The sequence below is a fragment of the Ruegeria sp. ANG-R genome, from assembly GCF_000813985.1.
GTDB lineage: Bacteria > Pseudomonadota > Alphaproteobacteria > Rhodobacterales > Rhodobacteraceae > Ruegeria.
In genome coordinates this window covers 201,785-218,662 of sequence record NZ_JWLJ01000004.1, presented here as the reverse complement: position 1 = coordinate 218,662, position 16,878 = coordinate 201,785, and the positions used below count along the sequence as shown (strand labels likewise).

Below are 16,878 nucleotides of genomic sequence, written 5' to 3'. Positions count from 1 at the left end.
CAGTTTCAGGCCCGAACGGGCGGAGCCCAAATCAGCGGCTCCAGATGAAAGGGGAAGGCGGATCCCCGAAAGGCTCCGCCACCTGCGAGAGTTAACCGATGAAGGCCTTGTAGCCGGCTTCGTCCATCAGGTCTTCGAGCTGCGCGGCGTCCGCGATCTTGATCTTGTAGATCCAGGCCTCGCCCTCGGGGTCTTCGTTCAGCGCGCCGGGATTGTCGGCCAGCGCTTCGTTGACCTCGGTGATCTCGCCATCAACCGGTGCGTAAAGCTCGGAGGCCGCCTTGACGGATTCGATCACGCCGATCTCGCCGCCTTTTTCGAACTCGTCGCCTGCTTCCTGCTGTTCCACGAACACCACGTCGCCCAGTTGCTCGGCGGCGTGTTTGGTGATGCCCAGCGTGGCGGTGTCGCCCTCAACAGCCAGCCATTCATGTTCTTCGGAATAATAGGTTGCCATGTCTCTCTCTCCTGACTTCAACGCTTGTAATTCTGTTTGACGAAGGGCAGCGCCACGATCTCAGCCGGTTGCGGCTTGCCCCGGATGATCAGGTTCACCGTCTCGCCCGGCTCAGTATGACCTGCCGCGACATAGCCCATCGCCACCGGTCCACCCACCGTGGGGCCAAACACACCCGAGGTGATCTGGCCGATCGTGTTGCCATTGCTGCACTGGATCTCAACGCCCTGACGCGCAGGCGCGCGGCCTGTCGGTTTGATGCCCACCAGCTTTTTGGCGGGACCTTCGGCCAGTTCCTTTTGCACCCGGTCCGCACCGGGAAAGCCGCCCTCTTCCTTGCGGCGCTTCTGAATGGCCCAGGCCAGGCTGGCCTCAATCGGTGAGGTGCTCTGGTCGATGTCATTGCCATAGAGGCACAGGCCCGCCTCCAGCCGCAGGCTGTCACGCGCGCCCAGACCGGCCGCCTCGCAATCTTCATGCGCCAGGAAGGCCTTGGTGATCTCAATCGCTTTGTCCTCGGGGATCGAGATCTCGTACCCGTCCTCGCCGGTATAGCCCAGCCGCGAGATACGGCACTCAACACCGTTGATATCCGCCACAGTGGTTTCCATGAACTTCAGATCCCGCGCCGCAGGGCAGAGCTCGCCCACAACGTTTTCCGCTGCGGGGCCTTGGACAGCTACCAGCGCGCGGTCGAAGATCTCGATCACTTCAACACCGTCGAGATGTTCGCGCATATGCGGAATGTCCTGATGCCGCAGCGCCGCGTTCACCACCACGAAGAAATGATCCCCCGCATTCGACACGATCAAATCGTCCATGATTCCGCCATCCGCGTTCGTAAAGAACCCGTACCGTGCCTTGCCTTCCTTCAGCGTCGCATAGGCCTGCGGGCACAAAGCTTCCAGCTTCTCGCCCACATTCTCGCCCCGCAAAATCACCTGACCCATATGAGACACATCAAACACCGCCGCCTTCTCACGACACTGCTTATGCTCCCCCATGATCCCCAAAGGATACTGAACAGGCATCTCCCACCCAGCAAAATCAACCAACTTACCCCCCAACTCAACGTGGAGATCGTACAAAGGCGTGCGCTTTAATTCGGTCATCAACTTAACCTTTCAATCAGCGGGACTGGTCGCGAACAACCGTGACGGTGCAATGTGCGTTGCGCACGACACGGGCCAGGTTCGGGCCAATCTCGTAGTTCGGGAAATCGCCTTTGGTCGAGGCCATGACGATCAGATCAAAGCCCTCTTTGTAAGCGAGCTTCAGAATTTCGCGGTAGACGCTGCCTTCTTCGATATGAACCGCCACATCAGATGCACCGTTGTGATCCAGTATGGCCTGAACCGCATCGCGCACGTGGTCTTTTGCGCCTGCACCGTAATTGGCGGGTAGGTTCGGCAGCTGGATGATCTCAGGAATGACGGCAATCGCGTGCAATTCGGCACCGTAGAACTTTGCTTGTTCCTGTGCGAGCGGCAGGGCGTTCTTCCACGAACGCTCGTCAGTGTGATCAATCGGCAGCAGGATTTTCGTGGCCATCACGTTTCTCCTCGAGAAATGGAATTCTGTTTGAAGCCGGGGGGCCGGGATGGCCCCCCGTATTTTCATCCGAGATTATTCGGCGGGTGTACTGCCGGGCTCTTCAGACTGGCCGCCCGAGGCGAAGAACTCTTTCGTCAGTTTGAAGACGATCGGGCTCAGTAGGGCCAGGGCGATCAGGTTCGGAATGGCCATCATGGCGTTCAGCGTGTCTGCCAGCAGCCAGACAAAGCCCAGATCTGCAGTTGCACCGAAGTAGATGGCCACAATCCACAGGACGCGGTAAGGCATCAAGGATTTGACGCCCAGCAGGAACTCGACGCATTTCTCGCCATAGAACGACCAGCCAAGGATCGTGGTGAAGGCAAAGATCGACAGCGCGATTGCGATCAGGTGACCGCCGCCGGGAAGAGAGCTTGCAAAGGCCAGCGAGGTCAGAGCCGCGCCTGATTCACCCGAGGTCCACGCGCCGGTCGAAATGATCGCCAGACCAGTGATCGAGCAGACGATGATGGTGTCGATGAACGTACCCAGCATCGCGATCAGGCCCTGGTTGACCGGACCTTTGGTTTCGGCCGCAGCGTGCGCGATGGGTGCGGAACCCAGACCGGCTTCGTTCGAGAAGACACCGCGTGCCACACCAAAGCGGATAGCGGCCCAGACGGCTGCGCCCGCGAAACCACCTTCGGCGGCTGATGGGGTGAAGGCATAGGTGAAGACCAGCGACAAGGCATTGCCGATTTCACCGATGTTGATGATCAGAACCAACAGGCCAGCAACAATGTATGCAATCGCCATGGCAGGAACCAGTTTACCGGCAACCGCACCGATGCGGGTGATGCCGCCCAGAATGACAGCTGCGGTCAGGACCATCAGGACAACGCCGGTGACCGAAGTGTTCACGCCGAAGTTCGATTCCAGAACCTGCGCAACACCGTTGGCCTGTACACCGTTGCCGATCCCGAAGGCCGCGATTGCACCGAACAGAGCGAATGCCACGCCCAGCCAGGCCCATTTCGCGCCCAGACCGTTCTTGATATAATACATCGGGCCACCGACAAAGTTACCCAGCTCGTCTTTTTCACGGTATTTCACCGCACAGACGGCTTCGGCATATTTGGTGGCCATGCCCACCAGGGCGGTCATCCACATCCAGAACAATGCGCCCGGACCGCCCAGGAAGACAGCAGTGGCCACACCGGCGATGTTACCTGTACCGATGGTCGCCGACAGCGAGGTCATCAGCGCGTTGAACGGGCTGATCTGGCCATCACCTTGACCTTCGCGGCCTTTGAACAGCAGGCTGAAGCCCGTGCCGATGCGCAGGATCGGCATAAATTTCAAGCCGACCTGCAGGAAGAAGCCGACGCCAAGGATGAGAACCAGCATCAGCGGCCCCCACACGACGCCATTAACGGCTCCTACAAAGTTTGATAACGCTTCCATGGTTTCCCTCCCATATGCGTTTGGATTATGCCCCGGCGGCAAGAACCCGCTGGCGGGCTTGCTTGAGGGCGGCAAAGTCTTCGTCCGCATGGAACGACGAACGGGTCAGCGGGGTGGCCGACACGTGCAGGAAGCCCTTGGAACGCGCGATCTGTTCCAATTGGGCAAATTCTTCTGGTGTCCAGAACCGGTCAATCGGATGGTGTTTCGGGGTCGGTTGCAGATACTGACCGACGGTCAGGAAATCGACATTGGCCGCGCGCAGGTCATCCATGACTTGTCGTACGTCGTTCAGGCTTTCGCCCAGCCCAACCATCAGGCCGGATTTGGTAAACAGTTCCGGGTTCGCTCGTTTGGCATCGTCCAGCAGGCGCAGCGAGGTGTAATAGCGTGCACCCGGACGCACCGTCGGATAAAGATGCGGCACAGTTTCCAGATTGTGGTTGAAAACGTCCGGTGCGGCTTCAAATACGATCTCTGAGGCGGCACCTTTTCCAAGAAAATCGGGTGTCAGTACCTCGACAGTGGTACCGGGGTTCTGGTGGCGCACGGCACGGATGGTCTGAGCGATATGCTCAGCCCCGCCATCATCCAGATCATCGCGATCGACCGAGGTGATTACCACATGACGCAGGCCCAGTTTCTTGACGGCGGCGGCGACTCGCCCGGGTTCAAACACATCCAGAGCATCCGGGCGACCGGTTGAGACATTGCAGAACGAACAACCCCGTGTGCAAACCTCACCCATGATCATCATGGTGGCGTGGCGCTTGGACCAGCATTCACCGATATTGGGGCAGGCGGCTTCTTCGCAGACCGTCGCTAGATCATGCTCGCGCATCAGTCGGCGGGTTTCGTAGTATTCTGCGCTGTCGCCTTTTTTCTTGCGAATCCACTTCGGCTTGCGCGGGATGACACTGTCGGCCTTTTTGGCTTTCTCCGGATGGCGAGGGCGAAGCTGGACGGTCATCTGGCTGATTTCCCTTATGCGTGGATCGCGCGGCCTAGGGCGTCGAGGCAGGCTTCTTTGACCGCCTCTCCCATGGCCGGGTGCGCGTGGCAGGTCGCCGCGACCTCGGACACGGTCGCGCCCTTGGTCATTGCCAGAACCAGTTCGGCGATCAGATCACCGCCATGGGCGCCGCAGATATGTGCCCCCAGAATCTGACCGTTCGGGTCTGCCAGTACCTTGACCGCACCGTCTGTTTCACCGGTCGAGCGCGCGCGGGAGTTGGCCATGAAGGCGAACTTGCCGACGGAATACTCGGCCCCGGATTCTTTCAGCGCTTCTTCGGTCAAACCAACCGAGGCGACCTCGGGGTCGGTATACACCACGCCGGGAACGGTGTTGTAATCCACATGTCCGGCTTCGCCTGCCAGAATCTCAACACAGGCGACACCATCTTCTTCGGCCTTGTGCGCCAGCATCGGTCCGGGAATGCAATCACCGATGGCGTAGATGCCGGGGACCGATGTTTGGAAGGAGTCGTCAACTTCGATGAAGCCACGTTGGTTCACGGCCACGCCCAGCTCTTCCAAGCCAAGGCCACGCGTTACAGGACGCCGACCGACCGCGATCAGGACCTTGTCGGCCTCGATCACTTCTTCCTTGTCTTTGCCAACGCGGTCGACTGTCAGGTTCAGGCCAGCTTCGGTTTTGTCGACCGATTTCAGTGCGCGGCCCAGTTGGAACTTCAAGCCGCGTTTGGACAGAGCGCGTTGGGCCAGTTTGGCAATTTCGCCATCAATTCCCGGCAGCACGCGATCCAGATATTCGACGACCGTAACCTTGGCGCCCAGACGCGCCCAGACCTGACCCAGCTCGAGCCCAATCACACCCGCACCGATGACCACCAGATGTTCCGGAACAGTCTCCAGGGCGATGGCTCCGGTCGAGCTGAGGATATCCTGCTCGTCAATCTCAATCCCAGGCAGAGGGGAGGGCTCCGACCCTGTGGCGATCAGGATATTCTTCGCGTCATGGACTTCGTCGCCCACCTTGACCTGACCAGCGGCCGGAATACTGGCCCAGCCCTCGATGAGATCGACACCGTTTTTCTTGAACAGAAATGCGATGCCCTTGGTCAGGTCGCCTACGATCTTATCTTTGCGCCCCATCATTGCGGGCATATCGATGCTGGCCCCCTCGACCGCAATACCGTGGGAGGAGAGATCTGCAAGTTCGGCATATTTGGCCGAGGAGGTCAGCAACGCTTTGGAGGGTATGCACCCCACATTCAGACAAGTTCCGCCAAGCGCGCCACGGCCTTCGACACAGGCCACTTTCAGGCCCAGTTGTGCCGCACGGATCGCTGCGACATAGCCGCCCGGGCCACCACCGATTACAATAACGTCGTAAGTCATTTGGTTTTCTTTCAGTAAATCGGGTGGTTTGCGCAGAGGGCGCGGACTTTTTCACGGGTTTCTTTTTCGACGGCTTCATCCCCGTCCGGCGATTGTGCCAGCGCGTCCAGCACATCACCGATCATATGGCCGATCTGTTTGAACTCTTCCGGTCCAAAGCCGCGGCTGCAGCCAGCTGCGGTACCCAAACGGATGCCGCTGGTGATTGTCGGTTTCTGAGGGTCACCCGGAACGCTGTTTTTGTTGCAGGTAAAGCCCGCACGCTCGAGCGCAGCTTCGGCATCTCTGCCAGTTACGCCAACGGGGCGCAGATCGACGAGCATCAGGTGATTTTCTGTGCCGCCTGAAACGATGTCACACCCGCGCGCCATCATCACGTTTGCCAAAGCCGACGCGCTGTCTACGACGCGTTGCATGTATTCCTTGAACTCGGGCTTCAGCGCCTCGCCAAAGGCAACGGCCTTGCCGGCGATTACGTGCATCAGAGGGCCGCCCTGCAAACCCGGGAATACAGCCGAATTAATCTTCTTTGCCAGAGTTTCATCGTTGGTCAGGATGATCCCGCCACGCGGGCCACGTAGGGTCTTGTGCGTGGTCGACGTTACAACATGTGCGTGCCCTACGGGCGAGGGGTGCAGCCCGGTTGCAACCAGCCCGGCGATATGGGCCATGTCTGCCAGCAGCCACGCACCGGCTTCATCGGCGATTGCACGGAACCGCGCAAAGTCAATCTTTTGCGAATAGGCCGATGCGCCCGCAATGATGAGCTTGGGTTTTTCGGCCTTCGCAAGCGCCTCAACCTGATCGTAATCGATCAGTCCGGCCTCGGTCAGCCCATACTGGATTGGACGGAACCACTTGCCGGATTGGGCAGGCTTTGCGCCGTGGGTCAGGTGGCCACCGGCATCCAGAGACATGCCAAGGATCGTGTCACCGGGGCTGAGCAGCGCCAACTTGACCGCGCCATTGGCTTGCGCGCCCGAGTGTGGCTGAACGTTTGCGTATTCACAGCCAAACAGTTGCTTGAGGCGGTCAATGGCTTCGACCTCGACTTCATCCACATATTCGCACCCGCCATAGTAGCGGCGCCCCGGATACCCCTCGGCGTATTTGTTCGTAAGCACGGAACCCTGCGCATCAATCACAGCCCGAGAGACGATATTCTCAGATGCGATCAGTTCGATCTGTTCGGCCTGACGCTTGCCTTCGCGCGTGATCGAGGCAGCGATGACCGGATCTGTCTCAGTGAGCGGTTTTGTGAACATAATCTCCTCCGACAATCTCGTTTCCAGTGTACGAAATTTTGTTTCCTATAGTGGAAATAGTGCGCATAAGGCAACAAAAAACTCGTTACCGCAATGTTGTTTATTTTGGGGGAGATGGGTAAACTCCGATAAAACAAGGAGTTTTTCATGTCTGAGGACAGCCGAAATGATGCTTCCGGGCCGGACGATCAGGACGAAGGCGCGGCTTTGGGCCGTTCGATCCGGGACGCGCGGCGCGCGAAAGGTTGGACTTTGGAAGAGGCGGGGCGCGCTGCGGGAATCGGTCGTTCCACGCTTTCAAAGATTGAAAACAATCAGACTCGCCCAAGTTTCGAGATTGTTCGACGGCTGACGCAAGCCCTCGATATGAACACGCCACAGCTGTTCTTGCAGTCCGCCCAGTCTGGAATCTCGGGGCGCCGTGATTTTACGCCGAAAGGCGAGGGCGAGACCAGAAATACGCCAACCTACATGCATGAGCTGTTGTGTTCGGAACTCACCAGCAAGCGAATGCTTCCCTATATCGCGACGATAAAGGCGCGTGATATATCAGAATATGACACCTGGATCAGGCATTCCGGCGAAGAATTCATGTATGTGCTCAGTGGAGAATTGATTTTCGTTTCTGAACATTACCGACCCTTGCCCATGAAAGCCGGGGACTCACTGTATTACGACAGCGGCATGGGCCATGGCTGTATCTCGACCAGCGATGAGGACGCCAAGGTGCTATGGGTTTCGCTTGAGTAGCGCCAGGATGCGCTGGTTGATATTTCCATCATCGGTAGGTGGCTGCCTGTTTGGCTTGTAGCCAATTTGTCCATCGGCGATCGAGTTTAAAGTGGATATTGGATACAAAATTAGTTAATTTGACCCTCAGTGAGCTAATCCTGTGTCGGCAATTACGCTTTCAGTGGTGACCTTTTCACCCCGGGTGTTCTTGGCGGGTAGGGCCGAGCGCTCACTATGTTCCGATCCGTAGCAACAGAAGTACTCCATGACCCAGACCATTTTCACCGGCACGATGCCGGCCCTGATGACGCCCTGCAAGGCTGACCGGACACCGGATTACGATGCACTGGTGAAAAAAGGCAATGAGATGATCGAGGCCGGCATGTCTGCCGTTGTGTATTGCGGTTCGATGGGCGACTGGCCGCTGCTAACAGATGCCGAGCGGATGGAGGGGGTGGAGCGGCTGATCTCTGCCGGGGTGCCGGTGATCGTCGGTACCGGAGCCATCAATTCGAAATCTGCGGTGGCCCACGCGACGCACGCTCAGAAAGTTGGAGCATCCGGCCTGATGGTTATTCCACGGGTTCTGTCGCGCGGCTCATCGATTGCCGCGCAAAAGAACCACTTCAAGGCTATTCTGTCTGCGGCTCCGGATGTGCCTGCAATCATCTACAACAGCCCGGTCTATGGGTTCGCCACACGTGCGGATCTGTTTTTTGCGTTGCGCGCTGAGCACCCGAATTTGGTTGGTTTTAAAGAGTTCGGCGGCAAGAGCGACCTGCGCTATGCTGCAGAACACATCACCTCGCAGGATGATCAGGTCACGTTGATGGTTGGTGTCGATACAGAAGTATACCATGGTTTTGTAAACTGCGGGGCCACCGGCGCGATCACCGGGATTGGCACCGCGCTGCCCAAAGAGGCGTTGCTGCTTGCGGCTCTGGCAAAGAAGGCAGCGGGCGGACATGCCGAGGCGCGCCGACGCGCGCGTGAACTGGAAGAAGCGTTCGGTGTCCTGGCAAGTTTTGATGAGGGCACGGATCTGGTTCTGTATTACAAGCATCTGCTGGTGCTGAACGGCGAAGAAGAATACCGCCTGCACTTCAACGAAACAGATGAGTTGTCCGACGCTCAGAGGAACTATTGCGAGCAACAATACAGCCTGTTCCAAGCCTGGTTTGCCGATTGGGTCCGGCAGGGTGGGGTCATTGCCGAATGCATGTGATTGACAGCCATACCGGCGGGATGCCCACGCGGGTTATCCTGGATGGCGGCCCCGATCTGGGCAACGCGACATTGGCCGAACGTGCCAGGTGCCTGGCAACGGAACACGAGCAGTTCTACAAATCCGTCCTGCTGGAGCCGCGCGGCCAGCCCGGTATGGTCGGAGCACTTCTTGTCGAGCCGCGCAATCCCGATTGCGCTGCAGGTGTCATCTATTTCGATGCGGATGCGGTTCTGGGTATGTGTGGCCACGGGACAATCGGCCTTGGTGTGACACTGGCCCATCTTGGTCGGATCGACGCAGGAGTGCATCGGATCGACACTCCGGTGGGCGAGGTAGCGATTGATCTCAAGGATGCCAACACCGTTCAGGTCACCAATATCGAAAGCCGACGGGTTCTTCATGCGGTGACGGTCGAAACCGAGAGTTTTGGTCCGGTCACTGGCGATGTGGCGTATGGCGGGAACTGGTTCTTCATCATCGAGCCGAGCCCAATCCCCGTGGCACCTGAAAACATCCGCCAGATGGTGGACATGGCAATCTCGATCCGCGAGGCCTGCATTGCCCAGAAGATTGGCGGCGAAAATGGCGAGCCGGTCGACCATGTCATCTTTCAAGGCACTTCGCCGAACGAACGTGTTCACAGCCGAAACTTTGTTCTGTGCCCGGACAATGATTACGACCGCTCGCCCTGCGGGACCGGTAGTTCGGCGCGACTGGCCTGTTTGGCAGCAAGCGGGCGTCTGGCTGCGGGCGAGGAAATCATACAGGAAAGCGTCATCGGAAGTACGTACCGGCTGTCCTATCAGCCCTCGCGGGGCAACGGGGTGATCCCACGATTGACCGGGCAGGCGTATATCATGTCGGAGAGTAAGCTTATCTTTGCAGAAAGTGATCCCTTCCGGACGGGCATAGGCCGATGATGCGCACGAAGAGGAAATCGGGCTCTGACTTGGGCGATCCAGCCGGCACTATTTCTGAGATATCCTCATGCGCAGCAGCAAAATAGTTCATGTGATTTCGGCCCACGCCGAAGGCGAGGTCGGCGATGTCATTGTCGGAGGGGTCGCACCACCGCCCGGGGCTACGCTGTGGCAGCAACGCTGCCATATTGCACAGGACGACACCCTGCGTCGTTTTGTTTTGAACGAACCGCGCGGCGGCGTGTTCCGGCACGTCAACCTGCTGGTGCCGCCAAAAGATCCCGAAGCGGATGCCGCCTTTATCATCATGGAACCCGAAGATACGCCACCGATGTCCGGGTCCAATTCGATCTGCGTCGCAACGGTTCTGCTGGATGGTGGGATATTACCAATGCAGGAGCCGGAGACACATTTGATCCTCGAGGCGCCGGGCGGGCTTGTTCGCATTCGGGCTGCGTGCCGCAATGGGAAAGCCGAGCGCATATTCGTCCGGAACCTGCCGAGCTTTGCGGATAAGTTATCGGTGCCGCTGGAGGTGCCGGGTCTGGGGACACTTACAGTCGATACCGCTTATGGTGGGGACAGTTTTGTGATTGTCGATGCGGGCGCGCTTGGCTTCGAGATCGTCGAAGACGAAGCCAAAGATATCGCCCGGCTGGGCGTGACCATTACCAACGCCGCCAACGCGCAACTGGGGTTCAGGCATCCTGAGAACCCTGATTGGAACCATATCTCTTTTTGTGCCTTCTGCGGTCCGCTGGAGGTAACCGAAACGGGTCTTAGCGGTAAGTCGGCCGTCGCGATCCAACCCGGTAAGGTCGACCGTTCGCCGACCGGAACGGCGGTGTCAGCCCGAATGGCGGTTATGGCAGCGAGGGGTCAGATGAGGACGGGGCATACCTTCGAGGCTGTGTCGATCATCGGGTCACGTTTTACCGGGAAGATTCTGGAGACCGCTCAGATCGATGGCCGTGCGGCTATTATCCCCGAGATAAGTGGCCGTGGGTGGATCACCGGCACACATCAACACATGCTGGACCCCGGCGATCCCTGGCCGGAAGGATACAGGCTGTCCGATACCTGGGGCGCCTGAACCGACCTCAGGTTCTGATCCTAACCTGCCGCCAAGCTGACACTGCTTCTTGGAGAGACCGTGCACAAAAGATACTCGTATCCAAAATACAGCAAGGGGTTGGCCTGACATGGCAGCCAAGCGTGCGATCAAAAAACAAAGCCTTCCTGACGTCATAGCAGATGACCTCAGACAGCGCATCTTAAGCGGCGAACTCGCTGAGGGCGAAACGATCCGTCAGGAAGCTTTGGCAGAAGAGTATGATGTTTCGCGTATGCCGATACGCGAGGCGCTTAAACGCCTCAGCGCCGAAGGTCTGGTTCAATGGGCCAACAATCGCGGAGGCTCGGTGACCAGACATTCGCTGCCGGAGATCGGCGAGATTTTTGATCTTAGGATACTGATCGAAGTGGATCTGTTTCGCAGGGCCATTCCGTGCATGACAAACAGCGATTTCGCTCGGTGTGAGGATATATTGCGGCAGATGGAAACCTCATATGACAAGAACGATGTTGGTCGCTGGGGTAAGCTGAATCACGCGTTTCACACGGCGCTATATGCAGCGTCCCGGCGCAACCTCACCAATGAACTGCTGGACCGTGTCAGCCTGCAGGCCGATCGCTATGTTCGGATGCATCTGAGTGTGATGAAACAGCGTGAACCTGCCAGGAAAGAACACCGGGACCTTCTGGAATTGGCGCAAAGCGGTAAAGTGGAGGAGGCGTGTGAGCTGTTGTCGCGGCATATCCGGCGCTCCAAAGAACAACTACTGGAGATGATTGCCGCTAAGCGGTCTGAGCAGGAAACTCTTTGAGGCGAGGTTGTTTTCAGGGCACAGTAGTTCAACATCTTTGATCGGGTGATCGGGCTTGAAAATCGTGACAGGCGGACAAACTGGGGTTGATATGGCCGCGTTGGAATTTGCGCGCGAAAACGGCATTGCCTACGGCGGTTGGGTCCCGAAGGGCAGAACAAACGAGGCTGGCCACATCCCCGCCCACTTTGATGGGCTGCTTGAGACGCTATCCGAAAATGTAGCGGAGAGGACAAAGCTCAACGTTATGACCAGCGACGCCACACTTGTTTTTGTCGACGGATCAACCAGTCCCGGCACACAGCAAACAATAGTTTTCGCCGCCGAAGCTAAGAAGCCGTATCTGGTGGTCGATGTGAGACAAGGAATAAGCGAAAGCGCAAGGCAAGTGCAGGCGTGGCTGCACGCCAACCCTGCCGATGTTCTGAATATCGCCGGCCCGCGCGCCTCCGAAGCCCCTGAGCTTGGCGCGCGTCTGAGTAAGGTGCTCGGGGTCTGTCGGGATCAGCTTATTCAGCCCAAGTAATCACGCAGAGCTGGCGGAGGATTCTCGAAAAGTTGTGCCGTAGCGATGGGTGGATGTGCGATTTGATCCGCAACCAGAACGGTTTTCTCCGTTATGCGAAGCGCATCCTGGGGATCATGGCTGACCATAAGCAGGGTGGTTTGGGTCTCGGCTATCAGATCCGCAACCAAATCTAGCATTTCAACCTTCAGCGCGGGACCTAAAGCAGCGAAGGGTTCATCCAGCAACAGGACCTGCCGTTTTTGCACCAGTATTCTTGCCAGCGCCACCCGGCTTTGTTGACCCCCTGACAGATCGGCCGGCTTTCTGGCCCCCATATCGGGCAGGCCGACGCGACCGAGAGCGGACCGGACCTGTTTCAGATCATCCTGAGACAGGCCACCGTTGGGGCGTAATCCCAGAGCGACATTCTGCTCGGCGCTCAGATGAGGAAACAGGTTTCCGTCCTGAAACAACATCGCCAGCGGTCGTTTACCCGGTGGTCGTGCTGTCAGATCGTCGCCCTTCCAGAATATCTGACCGCTTTTGAGATCCCTAAAACCGGCGATGGTTTCAAGAAGCGTAGATTTTCCTGCTCCGGACGGGCCGATGATGGCAACGCTTGTTCCGGCCTCGATCTCAAGATCGGCCCGCAGCAGGAAATTGCTGTTTGCGATGGTGCAGTTATCAAGCTTCAACATGCCAGCGCCCTCCTCGGTCCAGAATCCAGAACGCCCCCATCGACAGTATCATCAGCAGTAACGCCCCGCCCGCCGCCGCCTGCATCTGGTAGGCCCCCATCAGGCGGTAAATCTGAAGAGGCAGCGTCGCGATCTGAGCATCCGCAAAAAGTGCGATTACACCCAGATCTCCCATGGAAAGGGCCGCGGTCAGGCCGGCGGCAAATCCGATCTGCGGGCGTAGTCGCAGCAATATGACACGCATGAAAAAGGACTTGTTGCTCATATTCAGCGACAGGGCCAAGCGCCCGTGCCGCTCTAAGGCGTCGCGCGCTGCCGGTACCAGAATCCGAAGCGCGAAGGGCAAGGCCATGATCGCGTTGACAAGTGCGGTGACTGGCAGTGCAAGCGCGGTCGGATTTGCCACAGGCCGAATCAGAATAAACAGGCCCGTTCCGATGACCAGAGGCGAGGCCGCGAGGCCCAGAAGGCCGCTAAGTTCTACGATCCCGTATCGGCCAGTCGCGATCGTCGTGGCCATAGGCAACGCAATCAGCAAAAGGACTACGGTACTGGCTGCGGCAACCAAGATCGAGGTCACGGCTGCTTGGATCACCAACGCGGGCATTTCAAACAGGCCGGCGAAGCCAGAAATCGTAACCGAGGCCAGGGGCAGGAGCAGGAAAACGGCGGCGGCGATGATCCAGAACGCATCCAGCAACGGTGCCCCGCCGTCCCAGCGTCGGATCGCCCGATTCAGCCCGGCACCAAACCCGTCACCTTGTGAAAACCTCAGCGCTGCCAACGCGGCGGCGGCGGTCAGTGCCAGTTGCACAGCAGATAGAAGAGCAGCCCGCCCGAGGTTAAAGTCGTATGTAAATGCCTGATATATCGCGAGCTCGATCGTGGTTGCACGCGGTCCACCGCCCAGTGTCAGGGCAACCGCAAAACTGGTCAGGCAAATGGCAAACACCACCGCCAGAACGCCGGGCAAAATACGGCGCAACATCGGTAACTCGATCAAACGGAACATCGTCAGTCCTTCGCAGCCGAGTTGCGCCGCAAGCCGGAAGCGCTCAGCAGGGATTTCCTGCCATCCCTGCAGAATCAGGCGCGTCGCCAAGGGGAGGTTGAAGAAGACATGGGCCAGGACAACTCCGTGCAAGCCGTAGATCTGAATGGGTGGCAAGCCAAGAAAACCCAGGGCATCGGATATCCATCCCGCCCGTCCAAAGACCTGTAACAGCCCGAGAATGGCGACAATGACAGGGAGGATGAATGGCGCGCCCAGAAGCGCGATCAGGACCCGTCTGCCGAAGAACCGTCGTCGGGCCAGCGCCCGTGCGACAGGTATGGCCAGAGCCGCGCTCAGTACGGCTGACAGTGTTGCCTGCAACAATGTAAAGCGTAAGGCAGCCCAATCGGCAGGACCAAATCCGCCGCCCGCTTCTGCGCGCAGTGCCACCGTGATCAGAGTGCCCAGTATCAGCGCGGCAACCAGAGCAGCCGCACCGACACCGGGCCAGGGGTTTATTGGCTGAGTGCGCCCAACCATTCCGCAAGCGCCTGTTCCCGCGCAGCGGCGGCTTCGTTCTGATCAATGAGCAGGGATTTCTGAGGGGTAACGAGGGTTTCGAACCCGTCAGGCAGACCGGAAGTTGGGGTTACAGCCGGATACATCCAGTTGGTTGTTGGAATGATCGATTGGAACGCATCGGACACCATGAAGTTCAGAAACTGATCAGCCAGTTCGGGTTGATCAGAACCAGCCAGTTTGGCGGCAACTTCGACCTGCATGTAGTGGCCTTCGTCGAAGGCCGCCGCTGCTTTGCTGGCATCTTCCTCGGCGATCAGGTGATAGGCTGGTGAGGTCGTGTAGCTGAGCACCATGTCAGCCTCGCCCTCAAGGAAAAGCCCGTAGGCTTCGGACCAGCCCTTGGTCACCGTCACGATATTGTCTGCAAGGCCCGCCCAGATTTCAGGGGCGTCATCGCCATAAGCGGCCTTGACCCACAACAGAAGGCCCAGGCCCGGGGTAGACGATCGTGGGTCCTGAATGATGATCTTGGCGTCGCTGTCCGCCAGCTCACGAAAACTGGTGGGTGCCGGGAAATCCGCATTGTGCACAAACGCAAAGTAGCCCCAGTCATAGGGGGCAAACGTTGTATCAGTCCACTCAATGGGCAAGGTGTAATCGGCCGTCACGGAATGCGGCGCAAACAGGCCGGTTTCCTTGGCCGCCGACATCAGGTTGGTATCCAGCCCCAATACGACGTCAGCCTCACTGTTTTGGCCTTCAAGCCGAATACGCGACAGCAGCGCGGCCCCATCTTCGACCCCGACAAGGTGCAGGTCGCAGTTGCATTCCGCCTCAAACGCCTCTTCTACTTGCGGGCCGGGACCCCAGTCTGAGACAAAGCTATCATAGGTGTAAACGGTCAACTTGGGTTTGTCGTCTGCCACAGCCGAGGTGGCAGTCAGTATTCCCGCAGCAATTGCCAGATGTTTCATTTCATCCTCCAATGCGGCGAGAGGGCAAGGATGGACGAAACCTTTACCTTTCCCTCCGCCGGTTCTAGCCGGTTCAGGTTCAACGGGTTCGCCTGTTGGCATCTCAGCGCAGTCTTGAGCGCACCCCGAGGTAGGCCTGTGATTAGGGTGATAAGAGGGTAATTTCAACCGAATTCCTTATTCCCATAGGAGATCAGCGGTCGAATGCTGCGCGGGCGTCGTCGCTGTGATGATTGACATGTGTTTCAGGAATATGCGCATATTTGACGCGCATATATCATGTGAGTATTCTTCGCTATACGGAGGCGAGTCTGATGAATGCTCAACCACGCAAACCAACCAACCTGTCGCTTGATAGTGCTTTGCTTGCCGAGGCAAGAGCCCTGAATGTGAACCTTTCCCGCGCTGCGGAGGAAGGGGTTCGCGCGGCTGTTACTGCTGCAAAGGCCGAGCGGTGGAAGCTGGAGAATGCGCAAGCTCTGAAAAGTTCCAATTCTTATGTCGAGAAACACGGGTTGCCGTTGGAAGGCTTCCGCCAGTTCTGATGCCAAAATACGATGTATTTCCAAATCCATCTGGTGAGGGTTACGTGCTGGATGTGCAGACAGACCTTCTGAGTGATCTGAATACGCGCGTGGTTGTGCCGCTTTTGCCAAAATCAACGGCGCCTATGCCGGCTGCCCGCCTCAATCCCGTGTTCCTGGTCGACGGCGAACAGGTCGTCATGGTGACTCAGTTCATGGCGGCTGTTCCTGCGGGCATACTCAAATCCCCCTTGGGGAATCTGAAAGACGAGTTTGAACTCATCACTGTTGCCGTAGATATGCTGATGCAGGGGTTCTAGTTGACAATGGCCGGCCCCAAGGGCCAGCCATCAATCTCGTTCAAACACGGGTCAGGTGCTTTATCTCGGTTCTATTTCCCCCGAAGCACGACAACGCTGCAATGCGCGTGCCGGACAACGCGCGCCGCAGTCGAGCCGATCAGATAGTCTGAAAGGCCCGGTTGATGCGATGCAACGATGATGCAATCCACCTTGTGTTTCTCAGCCCAGTCGAGAATTGAATTGGTTGGATGCCCGGTAACCACGTGCGTCGCCATTTTCGGAGTATCCATTGCCGAACTCAGCTTGTCCTCAAATTCAGAAACGCTTTTCCGAACTTGATCGGGCGGGAAATACGACCCGATATATGACGGAAGCTCTTCGAGAACCGACAGTACCGATACCGTGCCGCCCTCTGCCAACAGACGGCTTGCAGCATCCAGAGATTGGGAACAGTCGTTGATGTGATCGGGGGCGACTGGAACGAGGATATGGTTATACATCGGAACC

Annotated in this window: 19 protein-coding genes and 1 riboswitch; of the genes, 8 read left to right on the top strand and 11 right to left on the bottom strand. The window is 57.9% G+C overall.

All coding sequences use genetic code 11. The features are described 5' to 3' along the window. Positions 1-91: 91 nt before the first annotated feature. From gcvH to glyA, 7 genes are all read right to left on the bottom strand, one after another. Positions 92-457, bottom strand: coding sequence for a glycine cleavage system protein GcvH (gcvH, locus tag RA27_RS12910; RefSeq protein ID WP_039539502.1), 366 nt, complete (start codon positions 455-457; stop codon positions 92-94). A gap of 17 nt (positions 458-474) precedes the next feature. Next, on the bottom strand, positions 475-1,569 hold the full coding sequence (gene gcvT, locus RA27_RS12905) for a glycine cleavage system aminomethyltransferase GcvT (RefSeq protein ID WP_039539500.1): 1,095 nt from the start codon (positions 1,567-1,569) through the stop codon (positions 475-477). Between the two features lie 16 nt (positions 1,570-1,585). Beyond that, positions 1,586-2,008, bottom strand: a complete 423-nt coding sequence (locus tag RA27_RS12900; RefSeq protein ID WP_039539497.1) for a universal stress protein — start codon at positions 2,006-2,008, stop codon at positions 1,586-1,588. Positions 2,009-2,083: 75 nt separating this feature from the next. After that, positions 2,084-3,454, bottom strand: a complete 1,371-nt coding sequence (locus RA27_RS12895; protein ID WP_039539495.1) for a sodium:alanine symporter family protein — start codon at positions 3,452-3,454, stop codon at positions 2,084-2,086. Positions 3,455-3,479: 25 nt separating this feature from the next. Beyond that, positions 3,480-4,424, bottom strand: a complete 945-nt coding sequence (gene lipA, locus RA27_RS12890) for a lipoyl synthase (RefSeq protein ID WP_039539492.1) — start codon at positions 4,422-4,424, stop codon at positions 3,480-3,482. Between the two features lie 14 nt (positions 4,425-4,438). Next, positions 4,439-5,818: a dihydrolipoyl dehydrogenase gene (gene lpdA, locus RA27_RS12885; protein ID WP_039539489.1), complete on the bottom strand. Its 1,380-nt coding sequence runs from the start codon at positions 5,816-5,818 to the stop codon at positions 4,439-4,441. 11 nt (positions 5,819-5,829) lie between these two features. After that, a complete protein-coding gene (gene glyA, locus RA27_RS12880) occupies positions 5,830-7,083 on the bottom strand; it encodes a serine hydroxymethyltransferase (RefSeq protein ID WP_039539486.1) in 1,254 nt (417 codons plus the stop codon). Positions 7,084-7,230: 147 nt separating this feature from the next. On the opposite strand from glyA, the gene RA27_RS12875 reads away from it, so the two are divergent. The 6 genes from RA27_RS12875 to RA27_RS12850 all read left to right on the top strand — a co-directional run bounded on the left by RA27_RS12875 (position 7,231) and on the right by RA27_RS12850 (position 12,375). Next, positions 7,231-7,833, top strand: coding sequence for an XRE family transcriptional regulator (locus RA27_RS12875; RefSeq protein WP_039539483.1), 603 nt, complete (start codon positions 7,231-7,233; stop codon positions 7,831-7,833). 247 nt (positions 7,834-8,080) lie between these two features. Beyond that, positions 8,081-9,040, top strand: a complete 960-nt coding sequence (locus RA27_RS12870) for a dihydrodipicolinate synthase family protein (RefSeq protein WP_039539479.1) — start codon at positions 8,081-8,083, stop codon at positions 9,038-9,040. Continuing rightward, positions 9,031-9,963, top strand: coding sequence for a proline racemase family protein (locus tag RA27_RS12865; protein WP_039539476.1), 933 nt, complete (start codon positions 9,031-9,033; stop codon positions 9,961-9,963). Before RA27_RS12870 ends, RA27_RS12865 begins: the two co-directional genes overlap by 10 nt. 67 nt (positions 9,964-10,030) lie before the next feature. Continuing rightward, positions 10,031-11,056 (top strand): proline racemase family protein, encoded by a 1,026-nt coding sequence (locus RA27_RS12860; RefSeq protein ID WP_039539473.1) that lies wholly within the window; start codon positions 10,031-10,033, stop codon positions 11,054-11,056. A gap of 109 nt (positions 11,057-11,165) precedes the next feature. Next, positions 11,166-11,849, top strand: a complete 684-nt coding sequence (locus RA27_RS12855; RefSeq protein ID WP_039539470.1) for a GntR family transcriptional regulator — start codon at positions 11,166-11,168, stop codon at positions 11,847-11,849. Between the two features lie 64 nt (positions 11,850-11,913). Beyond that, positions 11,914-12,375: a putative molybdenum carrier protein gene (locus RA27_RS12850; RefSeq protein WP_241484077.1), complete on the top strand. Its 462-nt coding sequence runs from the start codon at positions 11,914-11,916 to the stop codon at positions 12,373-12,375. Here the strand turns inward: RA27_RS12850 and RA27_RS12845 are convergent. The 3 genes from RA27_RS12845 to thiB are packed head-to-tail and all read right to left on the bottom strand — an operon-like array spanning position 12,363 to position 15,545. Next, complete coding sequence (locus tag RA27_RS12845) at positions 12,363-13,055, bottom strand: ATP-binding cassette domain-containing protein (RefSeq protein WP_039539467.1); 693 nt, start codon at positions 13,053-13,055, stop codon at positions 12,363-12,365. The two genes, RA27_RS12850 and RA27_RS12845, sit on opposite strands and share 13 nt — an antisense overlap. Further along, positions 13,042-14,589 (bottom strand): thiamine/thiamine pyrophosphate ABC transporter permease ThiP, encoded by a 1,548-nt coding sequence (locus RA27_RS12840; protein WP_039539465.1) that lies wholly within the window; start codon positions 14,587-14,589, stop codon positions 13,042-13,044. The genes RA27_RS12845 and RA27_RS12840 overlap by 14 nt, the downstream gene beginning before the upstream one ends. Beyond that, positions 14,565-15,545, bottom strand: coding sequence for a thiamine ABC transporter substrate binding subunit (thiB, locus tag RA27_RS12835; protein WP_039539462.1), 981 nt, complete (start codon positions 15,543-15,545; stop codon positions 14,565-14,567). The genes RA27_RS12840 and thiB overlap by 25 nt, the downstream gene beginning before the upstream one ends. Before the next feature lie 32 nt (positions 15,546-15,577). Continuing rightward, positions 15,578-15,683: riboswitch (TPP riboswitch) on the bottom strand. A 176-nt stretch (positions 15,684-15,859) separates the two neighbouring features. On the opposite strand from thiB, the gene RA27_RS12830 reads away from it, so the two are divergent. Together RA27_RS12830 and RA27_RS12825 are read left to right on the top strand one after the other, a co-directional pair. Then, complete coding sequence (locus RA27_RS12830; protein WP_039539460.1) at positions 15,860-16,090, top strand: type II toxin-antitoxin system CcdA family antitoxin; 231 nt, start codon at positions 15,860-15,862, stop codon at positions 16,088-16,090. Continuing rightward, positions 16,090-16,389: a CcdB family protein gene (locus RA27_RS12825; RefSeq protein WP_039539456.1), complete on the top strand. Its 300-nt coding sequence runs from the start codon at positions 16,090-16,092 to the stop codon at positions 16,387-16,389. The genes RA27_RS12830 and RA27_RS12825 overlap by 1 nt, the downstream gene beginning before the upstream one ends. 71 nt (positions 16,390-16,460) lie before the next feature. Here RA27_RS12825 and RA27_RS12820 read toward each other — a convergent pair whose 3' ends face one another. Beyond that, positions 16,461-16,871, bottom strand: a complete 411-nt coding sequence (locus RA27_RS12820; protein ID WP_039539453.1) for a universal stress protein — start codon at positions 16,869-16,871, stop codon at positions 16,461-16,463. Positions 16,872-16,878: the final 7 nt, after the last annotated feature.